Raw genomic sequence first — 19381 nt, forward strand, 5'->3', positions numbered from 1 at the left:
AGGAGTGTAAGAAAATGAAAAAATGGATTATTTCAGCTGTTTTATACCTCCTTATCGTTGTAGCCGCTTATACTATCTGGGCGAGTTTCAATGAGAGTCCAAAAAATGAACACCAAAATCATCAATCGATCTCTTATCCAATGTCGATTGAAAAAAGTTATAACGATAGGGTGCGATAGAGATGGATATGCAGGGAGTCCAAAAACATGTGTTAATCTGTAATGGAAAAAGCTGCGTTAAAAATGGCGGAGAACAAGTCGCAGAAGCGATTCGTGACGAGATAAAGAAAAGTGGTTGTACTAAATTCATTCATACAACTAAGACACTATGTAACGGTCAGTGTAAAAATGGAGCTATTACAATTCTATATCCAGACGGTATCTGGTATAAAGAAATGGACGAAGATTCTGGAAGAAAGCTTATTAAAGAGATAAACAATCCTATTCCTTTAGAGCAAAAGGTCCTATTGGATTATAAAGATCACCAATTTTTTAAAAAGGAAACAGAATAGCAATAGGAGTTTAGCTTTTCTCTGGCTAAACTCTTTTTTTGTACAATAAAGTTAGGAATTTGTCATAAAAACAAATATTTTAATGGAATAATGCAGGTATCTTCAAACTTTCTCCACAATTTCATGGTTTAAATAAGAAGTAAGGTTTTCAGCAAGAGATAAGGAGTGTAGTGATGAAAAATATTTTGATTGTCGAAGATGAGGAGTATATGCTAGATCTACTTAAAATACATCTTTCAGATGAATATAATATTACCGAAGCAAAAGATGGACAAATTGCTCTAGATTATATAGAAAATCAGGTGTTTGATCTCGTTGTTCTAGATATAATGTTACCTCATGTAGATGGATGGACTGTCTGTGAAAGAATACTGAAAAAAGGCAATACTCCTATTATCATGTTAACCGCGAGAAGTGAACTATACGATAAAGTTAAAGGATTAGAATTAGGAGCAGATGATTATTTAATTAAACCATTTGAGTTTGAAGAATTAAAAGCAAGAATAAAGGCTTTACTACGGAGATATGATCGTATTCAAAAAAGAGATGAAGATAGTAACCAAATTACATTTCTAAATGGTCGCTTTGTAATAGACAATGAGAGTAGACAGTTAACTGTTAATAATCAATTAGTAGAATTAACAGCTAAAGAGTTCTCCTTACTTTCTTTACTCTCTTCTCAACCCCAACGAGTATTTACGAGAGAGATTTTACTTGATAATATTTGGGAAATGTATGAATCACGCGATCTACGGACAGTAGATACACACGTTAAAAATATTCGTATCAAGCTTAAAAAGATAGATAACGAAATGAACTTGATCAAAACTGTATGGGGAATAGGTTATAAATTAAATATTCAAGAGGACATAAAATGAACGTCAAAAGTATTGTGTGGAAACTAGGTTTAACAATTATGATTTTATTTTTGATTGTATTGTTACCTTTTGGTTTTTCCATATATCGTATCTTTTCAGGAGTATATTCTACGCAAGTTCATGAAAATGTGAACGAGTTATCAATTAATTTATCTAAAACTTCTATGGATCCTGACAGGAACCAAGAAAATTCTTATGAATACTTAAGCACTATTACAGACAAAGACATTGTTTTAGTTGATAAAAATGGGAAGGTTTTATCAACTAATCACTTATCTCAGTTTAAAAAGGGAGCACCTATACCAAGAGATTTATATCTACGTTTAAGAGAAAGTAAGCATTTTGAAAGAGGGTATACAGATCCTAAAACCAAAGAATATTTCTTTACAGTAGGACGTCCTATATTGGAAAATGGAACATTTAAAGGTGGTATTTTGGTCTTTGCTTCAATTGATGATATTCATCGTTCCCTTCACAATGTGAGAAATTGGATCTTAATCGCGATTATTGGATCTATCTTTTTAGCATTAGGATTTACTTTGTTTGTTTCAAAAAAGCTTTCTAATCCATTAATAAAGATGGAAAAAGCAACAAGAGCAATTGCGCGAGGAAACTTGGAAACAAAGGTCAATATTACCTCTAAAGATGAAGTCGGATCTCTAGCACAAGCAATTAATGATCTTAGTATTGAACTTAATAATTACAGAAGAAATAGAAGTGAGTTCTTAGCAAATATTTCTCATGAACTTAGGACACCAACTTCTTATTTAAAGGGATATGCTCAACTTTTGAAAAAACATCAATATAAAAATAAAGAAGAGTTAGAATCTTATTCAGGAATTATTGAAAGTGAGGCTGAACGCCTTGCGAAGCTTATCCAGGACTTGTTTGAACTTTCAAAGATGGAAGAAGGACGTTTAGAATTATATTTACAACATGTCGATTTAGAAGAAATTATTGAACAATCGGTAAAGAAAGTGATGCTAAAAGCAAAGGAAAAGAATTTAGACCTTAGTTATAATATCGAGGATGAGCTACCTTTAATTTTTTCAGATGGATCACGTATAGAACAAGTGCTATTTAACTTGCTAGAAAATGCTGTGAACTATACAGAAAAAGGAAGTGTTTATTTAAGTACATGGTTAGAAAAAGACCATGTTTGTATATTGATCCAAGATACAGGTATAGGTATACCAGAAGATGAGCTTCCGTTTATATTTGATCGTTTTCATCGAGTAGAAAAATCAAGATCAAGGAAAATGGGTGGAACTGGATTAGGATTATCCATTGTATCCGAAATTATCAAGTTATTGAAAGGAAGTATTGAAGTTCAAAGTAAAAGTGAAAATGGTACATCTTTTCTTATTAGTTTACCATTAGATTCAACAATAGAGGGAAGTAAAGATGAAACATAATAGTTATATTGCTCCTATACTCTTTATCCTTATAGGCTTATCTTGTATGGGGTATTCCCTGGCTTCTGCTTCAGGCTTCCATACCCATTCTGATATATGGTTTAAAGAATATTCTTCCCCTTTAATTTTGTTTATAGTTATTACTATTTCACTAATATGTATATGTCTGTTAAAGAGGAAGCAACAAGTTAAGAATAAGCAAAAATAAAACCAATGGCTTTATAAGCCATTGGTTTTATTTTAGTTAAAGGCTATTCCCTTTTGTTTCGTTGGATAATCAAAAGCAAAATCATACTCCTGTTCAACAAAAACTTGATACCATAATAGAAATATTAATACTGTCCATATCTTTCTACTGTTATCAAACTTACCTAATGCATGTTGTTCAATAAGTGTCATGATAACTTCTTTATTAAGTAAATGCTCCGTATTGCTATTGGTTACTAAGTCTATAGCCCAATCATAAAGTTCATGTTTTAACCAATGACGAATAGGGACCGGAAAACCTAATTTGCGACGTGTGAGAACATGATCTGGAACGATACCTTCAGCTGCTTTACGCAGAATATACTTAGTCGTATTATTAGCAATCTTTAAATTTGTGGGGATTTTGTTTGCAACATCGAAAACTTTAGTATCAAGAAATGGAACACGTAACTCTAATGAATGTGCCATAGTCATTTTATCGGCCTTTAATAAGATATCTCCTCTTAACCAAGTATGAACGTCTATAAACTGCATTTTACTTACATCATCGTAATCATGAGCTTTGGCATAATACGGAGATGTTATATCTGTGAACTCTATATATTCTTTATAGGAAGAAATAATTTTTGATTTTTCAAGTTCAGTGAAGATCTTTGCATTCCCAATATAACGCTGTTGAAGTGGCGTAGTTCCACGCTCTAACAGACTTTTTCCTTTTATGCCTTGGGGAATGATATTACTTATTTGATTTAGGGTTTCATGAAGCCCTGAAGGAATGTATTTAAAGAATCGTAGTGAATGGGGCTCTCTATATATGTTGTAGCCTCCAAACAACTCATCTGCACCTTCCCCGGAAAGGACAACCTTTACATGCTTTCTTGCTTCACGTGCTAAAAAGTATAAAGGAACAGCTGACGGATCCGCGAGAGGATCATCTAAATGCCATACAATCTTTGGGAGTTCATGCAAAAATTCATCTGATGTTATTGTATATTGAATATTTTCTACCCCGAGTTTCTCTGCTGTTTCTTTCGCGATATCCATTTCACTATATCCTTCTGCTTCAAACCCCACAGAAAATGTTTTTAAATCTGGATGGAACTCTTTCGCAATGGATGCAATTAAACTTGAATCAATTCCTCCAGAAAGGAATGAACCTACTGGGACATCACTTCTCATATGCATTTTTACGGAATCAGTTAAAACCTCTCGTATTTCTTTGATAAATTGATCTTCTACATTATGCTTTGGAGAAAAATAAGCTTCACAATATTGCTGAATCTTTAGAGTCTGATTTAACTTTTTCGTAAAGTAATGACCGGGTTGCAACTTCTTAATATTAACATCCATTGTTTCGGGTTCCGGAACATATTGATAGCTAAGGTAATGCTGCAAGGATGTTGGAGAAATTATAGGCATTGTCTTTGTTTCCAAGAGGCTCTTTTTCTCTGAGCTAAAGAACAATTTGTCATCTCTCTCAAGATAATAAAAAGGCTTGATTCCAAATGGATCTCTTGCCCCAAACAAAAGTTGTTCGCGCTTATCCCAAATTACAAATGAAAACATTCCTCTCAGGTGTTTTAAAGCCTTTTCTTTTTGGTCCTTATATAAAGCTAATAAAACTTCAGTATCTGAAGAAGTTTGAAACTCATATCCTTTTCCAATTAAGTGTTCTTTAATTTCTACATAGTTGTATATTTCACCGTTAAATACGATCCAGTAATTTTCATCGTCATAAGAAAGAGGTTGGTTACCCTGTTCTAAATCAATAATACTTAATCGACTAAATCCAAAATACACATAGTCATCTTTATAATAACCTTGGTTGTCAGGACCTCGGTGGTAAATCATTGAATTTAGTTGTTTTATATTTACGTTATGTGAAATCTTCTTAAATGATGGAGAAGAAGTTAATACATATCCAACATATCCACACATTTGGCTCACCTACTTTTATAAAATTTCATATAAGGTGGGATTTGAAGATGTACCACCTTATATGAAATTTAACAATTAAATTTGTAGAATGTATGGAGTAGAGAAAAATCATAATATTAAAATTCTTTGCATAGACAAACAGACTAAAAAGAAGTTTGTACACATATACATGAATAAACTTCTTTTTAGTCTGAGGTGAAAATAGTGAATATATCATTTTATATCATGATAATAATTGTTATCTTATTAGCCGGATATACCTCTTTTCTAAGCAATAGGCACAAACATACTATAGAGAAAATGACAAGTATGACTCTTGGAATGAGCATAGGAATGATAGCTAGTCTCTTAATTGGGACACTTCTAGGCGTTATTTTAAAAGGGAATTTATTTATGTCTACCATTCTAAGTATGGGAATAAGCATTGTGTTTATTTATATCATAACGGGATCTTTAGGAATACTTACTATGATAGAAAGTATTATGTCAGCAATGATGGGTGGAATGATGGGAGCTATGCTTGGTGATATGGTAGCGACTCAATATGCAGACTCACTCATTAAAATTATGTTTACACTATATGTCTTTACCATTAGTATCGTCGTATGTTATGTTTTTCATCTAAAGTCAAAGAGAATACGTTATCTTCAAAATCCCTTGATTTATGCAATAATTATGGCCAGTTTCTTTATTGCATTTCACCAGTTGGGTCCCATAGTTAGTTTAGAAAATGATAACTCAAATAACAGCCATCAATTACATCAAAATCAGATCAGTAATTCTAATGCAATGGTTATATCAACCGCAGAGTATCAGTATACCCCATATAATTTATCCATTAAAAAAGGACAAACTGTTACTCTGCGATTAGAAAACAACGGAAAAATCGAGCACGATTTGGAATTTAAACGTGCAAAAGGAATTAAAATTCAGAATGGAAATGTTCATCAACATGAAGGTAATAATGCCCTGCACCTCCATGCAACACCAGGTAAAACAAGCCAAATAACTGTAACTTTTACTCAAGATGGAACTTACGACTTCTATTGCACCTTACCAAGTCATGAACAATTAGGTATGAAAGGGACCATAACAGTGGACTCTTGAATCCATTGTTATAGAAGCATCTTTAGCGAAAGTAATTCTAACTTCTATGTTGGATTAAATTTAAACTGTAAAAAATTTCAAATCTCCTTATTTCCTCCATACTTTTGTAAAACATTCTTAACCATCAAATCCTGTCGAATGGTGGTATGATAACAATAGTTTAAGAGGAAGAATATTCAGGAGGTTCCATATAGATGAAAAAAATCATAGCAACTATGACTGTCGCAAGCGCCTTGTTTGCAAGTCCAATGGTAAGTAATGCAGCTTTTGGTGATCAAACCCTAAGAAGTGGAATGAAAAACAACGATGTAAAACAGTTACAACAAGTATTAAAACAAAAAGGTTATTTTAAAAATAACACAACAACAACTTATTTTGGATCTATTACAAAACAGTCTGTTGTTAACTTTCAAAAAGCCAATAGATTAGCAGTAGACGGTGTAGTTGGACCAGCTACTTTTAAGTCGTTAAAGGTAGCTGGTAGTAATCAAAGTTCAAATACAGCTACTGCTGGTAGTAAAGTATTAAAGCAAGGAATGACAGGTTCCGATGTTCAAAAATTACAGCAAATCTTAAAACAAAAAGGCTATTTTAAAAATAGTGCAACAACAACTTATTTTGGATCAGCTACAAAACAAGCTGTTGTTAACTTTCAAAAAGCCAATAGATTAGTAGCAGATGGGATTGTAGGTCCAGCTACGTGGAAAGCACTTGGAAACTCGGATTCAGCTTCTACTACATCTAAGCCTTCATCAAGCACTAATACTGCATCTAGCGCTTCAAAATTAATTAATACAGGTAAGAAATACTTAGGTGTAAAATATGTTTGGGGAGGAACTACACCAAGTGGTTTTGATTGTAGTGGATTCCTTGATTATGTATATAAAGAGGCCCTTGGAGTTAAACTTCCACGTACAGTAGCAGATATTTATAAGGTTGGAGTATCTGTTAAATCTCCAAGTGTTGGAGATCTTGTGTTTTTTGAAACATATAAGCCAGGAGCATCACACGCCGGTATCTATCTGGGCAACGGAAAGTTCTTACATAGCTCCTCTTCAAAAGGGGTAGGAATTAGTGAAATGAGCAATAGCTATTGGTCACAGAGATATCTAGGTGCTAAAAAAATTAATTATTAATTTTAAAAAGGAGCCTATTAGCTCCTTTTTAAGTGGCTTACTTTAACCTGCTTTTAAAATATCAAATATTATTTTGAATTAAAATAACAAAGAATTCAAAACAGAAATACCACTCATATGAGTGGTATTTTTGTTTAAAGGATAATCGTTATTTCTTATTCATTCACATCTTCGAAAAGAAAAAGCATTAATTTATCATAAATTTCATAAAAACTGCACAGAATCTGCACAAACTTTATTTATGCTAGAGAAACAATGTGAAAGATGAGCTTTTTATAAAAATTAGTTAACTATATTGGATATAAATTAATGAATGTAAGGGGAATGTAAGAAAAGATAAATAAAATCCATATATTTTTCTTTTAGCCTTACATTTGCCAATGTATATCTTTATTAAAGAGCAAATTCTGTTGCTCAGAAAGAGGGATGAAGATGAAAATGAAAAAGCAACTTTTTATTCTTGGTGTAGCTACAATTATAGGACTAAGTGGATGTGGAAATAATTCTAGTGGTAATGATTCAGATTCTAAAAAGGAGTCAAATCAGTCTGAAATGGATCATTCTAATATGAATAAATCTGAAATGGACCACTCGAAAATGAACCATTCTACTACAGGTGAAGTTCCCGAAGGCTTGCAAGAAGCTAAGGATCCAAAATATAAAGTGGGAAGCCAAGCGATTATTAAAGCAGATCATATGGAGGGTATGAATGGCGCGGAAGCAACAATTATTGGAGCTTACGATACGACAGTTTATACAGTTTCTTATACACCAACGACTGGTGGAGAAAAGGTAACAAATCATAAATGGGTCATTAAAGAGGAAATTAAGGATGCAGATGATAAAGCGTTTAAATCAGGAGATGAAGTTACTCTAGAAGCAGATCATATGGAAGGTATGAAAGGTGCAAAGGCCACTATTGATTCAGCTGAAAAGACTACTGTTTATATGGTTGATTATACGCCAACAACTGGTGGAGAAAAAGTAACAAATCATCAGTGGGTCACAGAAAGTGAACTTTCAGATAAATAAATTTAAGCAAATAAAAAAAGAGCAAACTATAGTTTGCTCTTTTTTATCTATTTTAAGCAGTTAACTTCCTGCACTCTTCTGCACATTTTAAGCAAGCATCTGCACAATTTTGACAGTGATCGTGATTATGTTTTTTACACTCATTTCCACATCTTTCGCAAATTTCAGCACACACTTGAGCCAATTCAGCAACAAAAGGTGTTCCTCGTCCTAAAGCTTGTTCCAAATATGCACAAATATCTGCGCATTCACGATCTAGACGTATACAATCAACCATCATTTTAACATCCTCTTCTTTTAAACAAGCATCATAACAATGATTACATGCAGTCATACATTCATGTAATGTGTTGATAACTGATTGATAATTTTCATGTGACATAAAAATCCTCCTTTATGTTTGCTTCCTTTATTACAATAGACTAACCTTCCTCTTTTTAAACATACTCATGTATATCAGTCCTCTGAAAGCTACCTTAATCATACTTTCTACATATTTTTTAGTTATGCTTGTATTAAGCAAGGTTCCTGTAAGAGCTATTATGGTGCGACAAGAAGTCGCTTTTATATAGTGTGGCTTACGCCACTGGTTTAGACGCAAAAACTATCCCCGTCCAAAATTGCGGGCCTGGTAACGGGCTCGTGGGTTGCATGCGGAAATGCGGAAACAGAGAGTCAGTGCACGACTCGGAACACTGCTAGGGGAAGATGAGTATGGTGAACATTAGTGAAGGTTTGTAAGCTTCGTAACTCTTAGCTCAAGATAGTGCACAGATTTGCTTGGGTATTGGCAAGAGGAAAAGCAGAATCATAATGCTGCTGTGACGCGTCCCGCATCTTGCCCGGAGTAAAGAACCCACCTAACCTCGTCGTATCTATAAGATGCGGAACTTGGTAAGCCCTTTGTCATCTGTGCAAACAGTAGGATGGTTGTAAAGTCAAACGATGTGGCAGAGGGTAAAGGATACGAGAGAAAGCGAATGCCGTTATCTCGAAAGAGAACAGGAAAGCAGGAAACTGTATAACTGAACGGATACTATCGTCCTTACGGACAAAGCCATAATAGGCCCGAAAGGGAGCTGACTTCTCGTTGGTCTCTCGTAGGCACATAAGGTTGTGGCTATCTTCTGACGAAAGAAACGTACCGTTATGTATACCTCCATTTGGAGCGTCGGCGTACGTTTTACTCACTGTTATGGTGTGTGATGAAGATACGACAGCAAATGGACCTGCAATGGGAGGCTTGAGCCGATGTGTCTTGAAAGGGACTCGCACGGTTCTTAGGGGAGGCAGGGGCAGTGATGCCCCTAACTTACCCGACTTAACTAAATATGTATAACACACATTAGAAAAAAGTAAAAAACTACCTTTTTATTATACAGATAGTTTTTTATAATGATCCTCTATTCTTTTGTTAAGCTTATAACCTTTCTAGCTGTCTCCACCAATTATTGATAAGCCCATGCCAATTATAAAAAAGCGTGCTTCGTGGAGCTCTTGAAATTCGACCAAAATCACTTTCATTAAAGACTTCACTACCTATCACATGAATGGCATCATGAAGAGAAGAAGTTTGTAAAAAGCGTCCTAACTCATCGGACGAATTGAAGGATGACAAGTTTCTAACAATTCGATTTTCAGCATTTTGAAGTTCTCTGGTCCATCCAGGATGTCTTTTTATTGCGGTAGGAATTGAACGCCAAGGTTCTACTAATCTCGGGTTTAACCCTTCAGTATCATACCATTCTAAAGCTTCTTGTATAAAATTACGGTGAAATGAAAGAAATTCTACTCCATCACCTGAACGCAATTGACCCATGTTCATATGTTGCCTATGCCATCTATCATGTTCAATGAGCAAACTTTGAGGGAAGTTCTGAATTCTAGCCATTGTTATCTCCTTTATATAATAATTTTCTATATAATATGCAATTTTTATATAAAAGTTTGGATTGTTGTCTTAACAGGGAGAACAAATCATATCTTCCTATTTAAATTTTCGGATCAACTTCTACAGATGGTTTTTATTCTGTCTAAAGAAATAAATTGTTTATACAATTAGAATTTAAATAAAGACAATAAAGATTGTTCTGTTTAAGTCTAACCGTTCGCAAAAGTGTATTAATTAAAAAAGACGTTCGTAATTAAAATTAAAACCTAAACGAACGACAAAATTGATAGATTTCATATTCGAAAGGAAAGTCCGTAAACGTATACTTTTATGGACAATATATTTAAATCTATTACAAGATGTTAAAGTAATTATTATCGTTAACAAAATAAAAAGCCACCCAGTATGAACTGAACCCAAAAAGTTAGACCCTTTATCTAAGCAGCGAATTGGAGATGGTACGATAAACTGGACACTAAATTAAGAGAAAAAGGTGATTCAGTTTATGGGTAGAAAAGTTTATGATCGTCAATTTAAAATGGCTGCAGTTCAGTTGGTGCTAGAAGAGAACCTATTTGTAAAAGAGGTTGCGAAAGAATTATCTATTCATCCTAATACGCTATATCGTTGGATAAGTGAATATGAAGAATATGGGGAAAGTGCGTTTCCAGGCCGTGGGAGCGCACTTTATAATTCCCAGTATGAAATGAAAAAGCTCAAGCGTGAGAATGAAGAACTTAGAAAAGAGCTTGATTTATTAAAAAAGTTCCGGGTCTTCTTGAAGAAAAAGAATGTGTAAGGTTTCAATTCTTAAAAGAAAATAAACACAACTATAACATCAAGAAGGCTTGTAAAACATTAAACATCTCACGATCAGGTTACTATGAATATTTACAGAGAAAACCTTCTAAAAGGGCTTTAGAGAATGAAGTGTTACGTGCGGAAATACAGGAGATATTTAAGGAACATAAGGGCTGGTATGGATCCTTAAGAATTACAAAGGTTCTTGAGAAGAAGGGAATCAAGGTAAATCGAAAAAGAGTAGGAAAACTGATGCGTCAAATGAACCTGTATGCGAAAGGAAGTCGGTATCGCTATAAACGTTATAATAAAAAATCACCTTCTATAGAAAGACCCAACCTCTTAAATCAAGTTTTTCATACAGACGAACGAAATAAAATATGGGTCGGTGACATTACCTATATCCCTACTCAAAAGGGCACTTTATACCTTGCGGTATTTGTAGATATGTACTCGAGAAAAGTGAGTGGCTGGTCTATGAGTACACGGATGAAAGATTCTCTTGTGATAGACGCTTTTTTACAAGGGTATAAGAAAGAACATCCTCCAACAGGATTAATTATCCATACAGACCAGGGTTCCCAATATACAGGTAGTAATTTTCAGGCCATACTGAAAAAGTATGGTGCTGTCTCAAGTGTCAGTAGAAAAGGAAATCCTTATGATAATGCGTTAATGGAATCTTTTTATAAGACCATAAAAAGAGAGCTCATTCATGGTGCAAAATTTACGACACCAGAACAAGCTCGAAAAGAAGTATTTAAATATATAGAGCTCTATTACAATACCAAAAGAATGCATTCTTCTCTGCATTATCTCTCCCCTATTGAATATGAAAAAGCCTATTCATCATAGTAGCCTAACTTAGTGTCCAGTAAATATTGACAAGTCCAGAATCATTAGAGTTTCTTTGTCTAACAATTGGGGTGCAGTTCAATTAGCAAAGGTAGTTTTTCCGATAAGAATTGAGATTTTATAAGGGATACTTTTCAGCATCTTAAGTAGCTTGCTCAAATAGTTGGATGCTATTCAACATGGAGAATTTACTTAATTAACGTTCAATTGCTGGTGATTCTGTTTTCTTTGTTTTTCTATTACTCTTAAAATTGCACGTATTCATAAAGATACCAGCGCATATCAAAAATGATCCAATCACAATACTAATCGTTATGTTTTCTCCAAGTTGTAGCCATCCAAATATAATACCCAGTATGGGAACAAACATTAATGCCATAGAGGCTTTCGAAGCGTTGATTTTTTTAAGTACCCAAAACCAAACTACAAATGTAAAGGCTGTCGAAAACAAACCATTAAACAATAATGATAACAGTGCTTTATTAGACCACTCGATTGAATAGTTTGGTTCTAATATCAAAGAGAGAATAAATAAAAATAATGCTCCTATAATAAGTTGCCAAGCATTCATATGAATAACATCTATATTTTTAAATCTAATTTTGCTAAAAACATTGGCTAATCCCCAACTAAGGGCTGAAAATAAAATTAATAATTCTCCGAATATCACTTTTGTATCAGGATTAGTAATTTCTAGTCCTAAAATAAATAAAAGACCTAGTAGGCCAAAAATTAATCCCACCATTTTATAAATATTAATTTTCTCACCTAATTTGAAGTGACTAAGGATTGTGACAAATATAGGCATTGTATATACTAAAACAGACGTTTTTCCTGAATCTACAAATTGCATACCATAAGTAAGAATAGCCATATATCCTAATGACATTAATAAACTCATTATGAGATATCTCTTGAAATTTTCTTTATCTACAAAGAGTCTTTTTCTTTGAATAATTAAAATGATAAATAAAGGAATTGCCCCTATTAATAAACGTAAAGATGAAAATAAAAACGGGGGGATGTCGCTAATTGCTATTTTCATTGTAACCCATGTATATCCCCAAATAAGAGTAACAGAGATGATTCCTAAAAAAACTTTAAACATAATATGTTCTCCTTTCTTTTATATGTAATTACATAGTATGGTACAATTTCATATAACTCTAATACATTATTTTTAATAAGGTGATAACTAAATGGTTATGAACATGAACAATCTAGAATTATTTATGAAAGTCGCAGAAAAAATGAGTATTACAGAAGCTTCTAAAGAACTATTTATTTCACAACCAGCAGTAAGTAAAGCAGTAAAGAGTTTAGAAACAGACTTAAATGTCAAATTATTTATCAGGGATAAAAAAAATGGATTAATGCTTACTGAAGTAGGAAAAGAAATTTTGGTATTGGCTAGACAAATGAAAGGTATTGAGAACAAAATATATCAAGTCGCTAATCAGGAAAATAAACTTCTTAGTGGGAAAATTAAAGTGGGTTCTTTTCCAGCTGCATCAACAAACATGTTACCTAAAACTTTTGCATTATTTAGGGCAAAATATCCACTTGTAAATATAGAATTAATAGAAGGGACTTCTAATCAAATTAAAAAATGGGTAGGGGACCGAACTATTGATATGGGGATAGTTGCATCTCCTTTTGAACCATATGAATACAAAATACTAAACAAAGATCATATGGTTGCAATAATTCCTGATAACCATAGCTTAAATCAAGAAAAAAGTGTTAATTTGAGAAAACATCAGGACGATATCATTTTTTGTAAAGGAGGACACGAGATTGCTATTTCAGAAGCATTCGAAACAAATAATATTAAGTTTAAAGAAAGCTTAACAGTTCAAAGTGCTGAAACTTTAATTAGTATGGTTAAAAATAATTTAGGTATAGGGATTATTTCAAACTTCACACTCTCTTCTGTATCTCATAATTTAATCATAAAAGAGATTAGTCCAAGAATAACTCGCCATATTGGTATAATTACACACTCTTTTAATGAAGTAACACCTGCAACCAAGGAATTCATTAACATTATGGTCTCTTCCTAAAATCCCCATTATGTTAAATAGATTCGTAGGGGATATACTTATAAATCTTCCATATTGAAAGGTCAAGTTAGTTCTGCATGAGCTAGAGGTGTAAGAAAAAAATGAATGTTCACTAATCCATAACTGAGTTATATAAATAAACATCATTCATATATATTTAATGATTTCTCTAAAATTCATTATGAAATAAAATATAAATCAATTTCTTAAAGCCAAAAGAGCTTTTTATGAAATAAATTGATAAAAGAGTAAATAGGAGGAGTAAAATGAATATGAAACTAAAGATTGGAATCACATGCTATCCAACAGTGGGTGGCTCAGGAGTAGTCGCAACCGAGTTGGGAAAAATGTTAGCTGAAAAAGGACATAAAATTCATTTTATCTCTTCTAGTCTCCCTTTTCGATTAAAGGAAAGAAATTGTAATATTTATTATCATCAGGTTGAAGTCAGTCAATATTCTGTATTTCAATACCCACCTTATGATATTGCATTAGCCAATAAAATGGCTGAGGTTATTAATAGAGAAGAATTAGACATTTTACATGTTCATTATGCTGTTCCTCATGCAGTTTGTGCTATATTAGCTAAGCAAATAAGTGGGAGAAATGTGAAAATCGTGACAACTTTACATGGCACAGATATTACTGTTTTAGGAGAGGATCCATCTCTAACAGATGCTATTAGATTTGGAATTGAAAAATCCGATACTGTAACAGCTGTTTCTAAATCATTAATCTCCCAAACTTATGATCTAATTAAGCCTGATAAGCCCATTGAAACTATATATAATTTCATTGATGAACGAGTTTATCAAAAAATAGATTCAACTTATTTGAAAGCAGAATATGGTATCCCACAAGAAGAGAAAGTCATTATTCATGTGTCAAATTTTAGAGCAGTAAAGCGTGTTACTGATGTTATAAAAACCTTTGCAAAAATTGCAGAGAGCATACCAGCTAAGCTTTTACTTGTTGGAGACGGACCAGAAGTGACGATTATTTGTGACCTCGTTAGTGAACTAAACTTAAGAGGTAAGGTTCTATTCCTTGGTAAGCAAAGTAACGTGGAAGAACTATATTCTATGAGTGATTTAATGCTACTTCTTTCTCAAAAAGAAAGTTTCGGACTCGTTGCTTTAGAAGCGATGGCTTGTGGGGTTCCTTGCATAGGTACCAATATTGGAGGAATACCAGAGGTTATTATTGATGGAGAAACTGGGTTTATTTGTGAGCTAGGCGATATAAATACCATTGCCGATAAAGCCATTTATATTTTAACGAATGACAATATACATAAGTGTTTTTCAAATCGATCTATTCAAGTTGCAAATGAAAAATTTAGAGCCGACCTCATCGTAAAGCAATATGAAGATCTTTATTTCAACTTAATTAGACGAAGTGAACAAGTATAATAGTTTTTCTGAAAAAGCAACGCCTCTTTAGTTTGAAGAGGAAGAGCTAATAGTGTGAAAGAAATTGCATTAAAGTTTTAAAAAATAAAAAGAAGTAGCTTCCAGTAGCTGCTTCTTTTTATTTTATTAATAAGCCGTCAGTTTGAATTTTATTTTTTCTGTAAAAGATTCTCTACATCTTTTACTATTTTATATGGTTTCACTTCTAATACATTTGAAATGGAAAACAATGTATTAATGGTAGGCTTTCTTTTTCCTCTCTCTAAAAGACTTATGAAAGTACGGTCTAAATCTGATCCAAAAGCCAACTTTTCCTGACTCATGGAACGTTCTAGACGATATTTCTTTATTACGATTCCAAATGCTTGCTCAATGTCCAAGAAACCACGCTCCTAAAAGTCTATAAAACTATTCTTAAAGAGCAGTAAGCTTTGTTCTACAGACTATAGTCTACATAGGCGTTTTTTTATAAAATATATGTAATAGAAGGGGGTTAGTAGAGTGCACCTTTATAGAAAAATGAAAGAAGCCATTAATTATTTTCAGGAAAGATTTTTAACTGAGAAAACAGCCAAGGATTTAATTAGATACGAGCTAAACATTGCAAAAAATAAACTTAGTCAGGTAGAAATAGAGAATGAAAAATTAAAAGAAGACGTTAGTAATATAGAGAAGGAATATGAAAAAGTAAACAAAAGTTTAACTATATATAAAGTAGAAAATGAAAATTTTATAGAGCAATTAAATGGATTAAAATATCAAAATAATCATTTAATTAATTTAAATCGTTCGTATGTTGAAAGAATTAACAATCAAGGAAAAGATTTATCGAGGTTAATGGTTCTTACTGAGTATTACAGTTCAAGTAAAAATGATTTTAAATATAAACATAGAAAATACATAATAAACATTGTGGAAAAGGCCCTATTACTGATTAAGAAATTACTCGTTATGGGAAACCAAAAGGTTAGAAGAGTGAAGATCATTTATGAGATTAAAGAGAAGTTAGCCGAATACGAAAGTTGTTTCTATAAAAACAATTTTAAATTAGATTTTGATGCAAGGAGAATTCTTGAAAAGATTGGTTTGTATCTTGAAAAATGGCAGAATTTTTATGAAGGGTATAGCTGGAATGCAAGAGCTGTTGAGGTTGGAGATGTGAGATATATTGAAGGTCTTCTACAGGAATTGCACTATGTTAGCTTATATAAGCGTTTTGAAAAGTACAACGAAAGAATTGTAGAGGTTGGGACTCTTTATCAAATATTAAAAAATAAAAAGAAAATACAAAGAAATTATTCATTTAGGAAATTTCATAATGAGATGAAAGTAATGGCTAAACAAAATTATATTAATTTCGAAAAATATATTATCAATAGAGTTTTTCCTGGTGAAATTTATACGATGCTTAGGTCATTTAATAAGATAGAGTATAACTTTAAATTAATAAAGACACATGGTATGTATCATCTTTTATATGTGTATGGCAGCCCTGAAAATAACACGGTTAAAGTAGGGGTCACCAAACAGAATTTAGCCAATAGATATCTAAAAGCTACAGAAAGTTATAATGAGCATTTTCCTACGAAAAAGCTTAATGAAATAAAAGTAATAGAGAGCTTAAATGCTCTTAACTTGGAATCATATCTAAAAAGAAAATTCAAACAACAACGCCACCCACTTTTTAATTCTACAGAATGATTTTTACTTACAAAATCTGAATTGAAGTATTTTACGAATAATGAGTACGAACAAGATGCTGATTTTATGAAAATACTTAATTACAAATTAGATGTGTAAGTACCTCACCTAGAGCACTTTGCTACCCATTTATATTGCAACAGGCTTTTATATGATAAAATAATAAAATTGAGTCAGTTTATTTTGGAAATTTTAAATGTAAGGTGATTAATTAGATGAAGTTAATTATTGCAGAAAAGCCATCCGTATCAAAGAATATTGCGGATGCATTAAAAATAAAAGGTCGACAAGACGGTTACTTTGAGGGAAATGGTTATATTGTTACATGGGCATTTGGCCATTTACTTCAATTATACGATGCAAAAGATTATGACGATAAAATGTCTACGTGGAAAATGGAGAACTTCCCTTTTATTCCTCAAGTCTTTAAGTATAAAGTTAAAAGTAATCCTCGTGATAGAGAAAAGCCTGATACAGGCGCCAAAAAACAGCTGAAAATTATCCAAAGTCTAATGAGGAGGCAGGATGTGGATGGAATTATCTCAGCTTGTGACTATGATCGTGAAGGTCAAGTCATAGGTGATAGTATCATCTATAACCTTAAGACAGATAAAACGGTCTATAGGCTATTATTAAACGAATGGACGCCTGCTGAGGTTATGAATGGATTAGAAAATATTAAGCTGAATACAGAATTAAGACCTTTACAAGATGCTGGTGTTAGTCGTCAATGGGCTGATTGGGTTATCGGCATTAATCTGACATCTGTTGCTACTCTTAAATATCAAAAAGGTAAAGGAAAAGCGTTGAACATCGGTCGAGTGTTATTGCCAACTCTAAAGATTATTTATGATCGTGATAAAGAAATTGAGAATTTTGTTCCAGAAAACTATTACAAACTTCAAGCAACTTTTAAAACTAAAGATGAACAAGAGTATGAAGGAACATATATTGAAGGAAAAGAAGAGAAATTTAAAAGTAAAGAAACGTTAGAAGAGGTTCAGCAGGCACTAACTGATAAAGCAGGAATTGTAAGCGATAAGCAGGTACAAAAAAAGAAAGAATATCCGCCATTTTTATTCAACTTATCTAACCTGCAAGGATATATTACAAATAAATACAAAGGGTGGACATCTGATAAAGTATTAAAAGTGGCACAATCTCTATATGAGAAAAAATTTATCACATATCCACGTACGGCCAGCGTGGCCCTTGAAGAAAGTCTGGTAGGGAAAACAGCGAAAGTTTTAGAAATGCTATCAGAAGATTTGCCATACAAAGATGAAATAAAGTTTGTTAAATCAAAAAGAATTTTTGATAACTCTAAAGTAGAGAGCCACAGTGCTATTGTACCTACTTATTTGAAACCTAAAAAATTGTCAACTGATGAAGAACAAGTTTATCAGGCAATTAAAAATAGATTCATTATGCAATTCATGCCCGTGGCTGAGTATGAAGAAACAAGAATTGAAACCAAAATTGCAGGTGCTGATTTAAAGGGCTTATTTATCTCTAAAGGAAAAGTTCAGCTTGTAGAAGGATGGAAGAAGGTAGAGAAGGTTCAATCCAAAGACACGATTCTGCCTCTGGTACAAATTAATGATGATGTAGACTTAATAAAGCATGAAATCACTACACACGTTACAAAGCCTCCTAAGCAGCATACAGAAAGAACGTTACTTCGAGTTATGGAGACATGCGGGAAGAATTATGATGGTGAAGGTACGGATGAAGAAAGCTTAAATGCTATTTTAAGTGGATTTAGTATCGGTACACCTGCAACAAGAGCTGAAACGATAAAAAAGTTAAAAGATGTTGGTTATATAGCGACGCAAAATAAAAATTTACTGTGTACGGAACTAGGAAGAAAACTTGTTGAGACATTCCCTATAAAAGATTTATTTAACCTTGAATTCACAGGTCGTCTTGAAAAATCGTTGAATGATATTGAGAAAAGAAGCTTTACGAAAGAGGAATTCTTACAGTTAATCTTTGACTTTACTACAAAATCAGTAGAAACGATTAAGAATGAGGAAGAAGTGACTATTAACGAAGTAACTTCCCAGCGTAAGCAAAATGAAGTAATGGGGAAATGCCCAGTTTGTGGACATGCTGTTATTGAAGGTCAAAAAGGATTTGGCTGTAGTAATTGGAAAAATGGCTGCAAGTTTGTTATTTGGAAAAATGACAAGTTCTTAGCAACAATGAAAAAGAAACCTACTAAGACTATGGTAAAGGCATTATTAAAGAATGGTATTGCTCCTGTAAAAGGTCTAACGAGTAAAAAAGGGAATAAGTTTGATGCTAATTTAAGATATGAAAAAAATGCTGATAATGAGTATTTTAGTTGGAAGATGGAGTTTGATAATTAATGTTTTTTTCTTTATATTCATAGAAAATCAAAAGTTGTACCCCATTCTAATTTTAGAACGAG

17 protein-coding genes are annotated in these 19381 nt (G+C 32.8%); 12 read left to right on the forward strand and 5 right to left on the reverse strand.

The window, feature by feature from the left end; all coding sequences use genetic code 11:
* The first annotated feature begins 14 nt into the window (after nucleotides 1–14).
* The 4 genes from LIS78_RS10175 to LIS78_RS10190 all read left to right on the forward strand — a co-directional run bounded on the left by LIS78_RS10175 (nucleotide 15) and on the right by LIS78_RS10190 (nucleotide 2804).
* On the forward strand, nucleotides 15–179 hold the full coding sequence (locus tag LIS78_RS10175; protein ID WP_252285099.1) for a hypothetical protein: 165 nt from the start codon (nucleotides 15–17) through the stop codon (nucleotides 177–179).
* A 2-nt stretch (nucleotides 180–181) separates the two neighbouring features.
* Nucleotides 182–511 carry a (2Fe-2S) ferredoxin domain-containing protein gene (locus LIS78_RS10180; RefSeq protein ID WP_252285100.1) on the forward strand — a complete coding sequence of 110 codons (330 nt, stop codon included), beginning with the start codon at nucleotides 182–184 and terminating at the stop codon, nucleotides 509–511.
* A gap of 173 nt (nucleotides 512–684) precedes the next feature.
* Nucleotides 685–1389: a response regulator transcription factor gene (locus LIS78_RS10185; RefSeq protein ID WP_252285101.1), complete on the forward strand. Its 705-nt coding sequence runs from the start codon at nucleotides 685–687 to the stop codon at nucleotides 1387–1389.
* Complete coding sequence (locus tag LIS78_RS10190) at nucleotides 1386–2804, forward strand: sensor histidine kinase (RefSeq protein ID WP_252285102.1); 1419 nt, start codon at nucleotides 1386–1388, stop codon at nucleotides 2802–2804. The genes LIS78_RS10185 and LIS78_RS10190 overlap by 4 nt, the downstream gene beginning before the upstream one ends.
* Nucleotides 2805–3044: 240 nt before the next feature.
* Here LIS78_RS10190 and asnB read toward each other — a convergent pair whose 3' ends face one another.
* Nucleotides 3045–4949 (reverse strand): asparagine synthase (glutamine-hydrolyzing), encoded by a 1905-nt coding sequence (gene asnB / locus LIS78_RS10195; RefSeq protein ID WP_252285103.1) that lies wholly within the window; start codon nucleotides 4947–4949, stop codon nucleotides 3045–3047.
* A 204-nt stretch (nucleotides 4950–5153) separates the two neighbouring features.
* Here asnB and LIS78_RS10200 point away from each other — a divergent pair, with 204 nt between their 5' ends.
* The 3 genes from LIS78_RS10200 (at nucleotide 5154) to LIS78_RS10210 (ending at nucleotide 8224) form a co-directional block, all read left to right on the forward strand.
* Nucleotides 5154–6056 carry a cupredoxin domain-containing protein gene (locus tag LIS78_RS10200; protein WP_252285104.1) on the forward strand — a complete coding sequence of 301 codons (903 nt, stop codon included), beginning with the start codon at nucleotides 5154–5156 and terminating at the stop codon, nucleotides 6054–6056.
* Nucleotides 6057–6250: 194 nt separating this feature from the next.
* The gene (locus LIS78_RS10205) at nucleotides 6251–7192 is read left to right on the forward strand and encodes a C40 family peptidase (RefSeq protein ID WP_252285105.1); all 942 of its coding nucleotides are present in this window, start codon (nucleotides 6251–6253) and stop codon (nucleotides 7190–7192) included.
* A 438-nt stretch (nucleotides 7193–7630) separates the two neighbouring features.
* The gene (locus LIS78_RS10210; protein ID WP_252285335.1) at nucleotides 7631–8224 is read left to right on the forward strand and encodes a YdhK family protein; all 594 of its coding nucleotides are present in this window, start codon (nucleotides 7631–7633) and stop codon (nucleotides 8222–8224) included.
* Between the two features lie 52 nt (nucleotides 8225–8276).
* Here the strand turns inward: LIS78_RS10210 and LIS78_RS10215 are convergent, their stop codons facing one another.
* Both LIS78_RS10215 and LIS78_RS10220 read right to left on the reverse strand, forming a co-directional pair.
* Nucleotides 8277–8606, reverse strand: a complete 330-nt coding sequence (locus tag LIS78_RS10215; protein ID WP_252285106.1) for a four-helix bundle copper-binding protein — start codon at nucleotides 8604–8606, stop codon at nucleotides 8277–8279.
* Nucleotides 8607–9644: 1038 nt separating this feature from the next.
* Nucleotides 9645–10115, reverse strand: coding sequence for a hypothetical protein (locus LIS78_RS10220; protein ID WP_252285107.1), 471 nt, complete (start codon nucleotides 10113–10115; stop codon nucleotides 9645–9647).
* Between the two features lie 505 nt (nucleotides 10116–10620).
* On the opposite strand from LIS78_RS10220, the gene LIS78_RS10225 reads away from it, so the two are divergent.
* Nucleotides 10621–11771, forward strand: a protein-coding gene (locus LIS78_RS10225; RefSeq protein WP_252285109.1) for an IS3 family transposase whose coding sequence is annotated in 2 segments (ribosomal slippage) — nucleotides 10621–10873 and nucleotides 10873–11771 — 1152 coding nt in all. Because the reading frame shifts where the segments join, the coding sequence is not laid out codon by codon here.
* Nucleotides 11772–11967: 196 nt separating this feature from the next.
* Here the strand turns inward: LIS78_RS10225 and LIS78_RS10230 are convergent.
* Nucleotides 11968–12879, reverse strand: a complete 912-nt coding sequence (locus tag LIS78_RS10230) for a DMT family transporter (protein WP_252285110.1) — start codon at nucleotides 12877–12879, stop codon at nucleotides 11968–11970.
* A 91-nt stretch (nucleotides 12880–12970) separates the two neighbouring features.
* Here LIS78_RS10230 and LIS78_RS10235 point away from each other — a divergent pair, with 91 nt between their 5' ends.
* Nucleotides 12971–13834 carry a LysR family transcriptional regulator gene (locus LIS78_RS10235; protein ID WP_252285111.1) on the forward strand — a complete coding sequence of 288 codons (864 nt, stop codon included), beginning with the start codon at nucleotides 12971–12973 and terminating at the stop codon, nucleotides 13832–13834.
* Nucleotides 13835–14100: 266 nt separating this feature from the next.
* Nucleotides 14101–15246: an N-acetyl-alpha-D-glucosaminyl L-malate synthase BshA gene (gene bshA / locus LIS78_RS10240; RefSeq protein WP_252285112.1), complete on the forward strand. Its 1146-nt coding sequence runs from the start codon at nucleotides 14101–14103 to the stop codon at nucleotides 15244–15246.
* A gap of 149 nt (nucleotides 15247–15395) precedes the next feature.
* Here the strand turns inward: bshA and LIS78_RS10245 are convergent, their stop codons facing one another.
* Nucleotides 15396–15626, reverse strand: a complete 231-nt coding sequence (locus tag LIS78_RS10245) for a helix-turn-helix domain-containing protein (protein WP_057273015.1) — start codon at nucleotides 15624–15626, stop codon at nucleotides 15396–15398.
* A 121-nt stretch (nucleotides 15627–15747) separates the two neighbouring features.
* On the opposite strand from LIS78_RS10245, the gene LIS78_RS10250 reads away from it, so the two are divergent.
* Both LIS78_RS10250 and LIS78_RS10255 read left to right on the forward strand, forming a co-directional pair.
* Nucleotides 15748–16947, forward strand: a complete 1200-nt coding sequence (locus LIS78_RS10250; RefSeq protein ID WP_252285113.1) for a hypothetical protein — start codon at nucleotides 15748–15750, stop codon at nucleotides 16945–16947.
* A 215-nt stretch (nucleotides 16948–17162) separates the two neighbouring features.
* Entirely contained in the window at nucleotides 17163–19319 is a 2157-nt protein-coding gene (locus tag LIS78_RS10255) for a type IA DNA topoisomerase (RefSeq protein ID WP_252285114.1), read from the forward strand.
* The last annotated feature ends 62 nt before the right edge of the window (nucleotides 19320–19381 follow it).

Origin of the sequence: Priestia megaterium, from assembly GCF_023824195.1 — a bacterium.
Lineage (GTDB): Bacteria > Bacillota > Bacilli > Bacillales > Bacillaceae_H > Priestia > Priestia megaterium_D.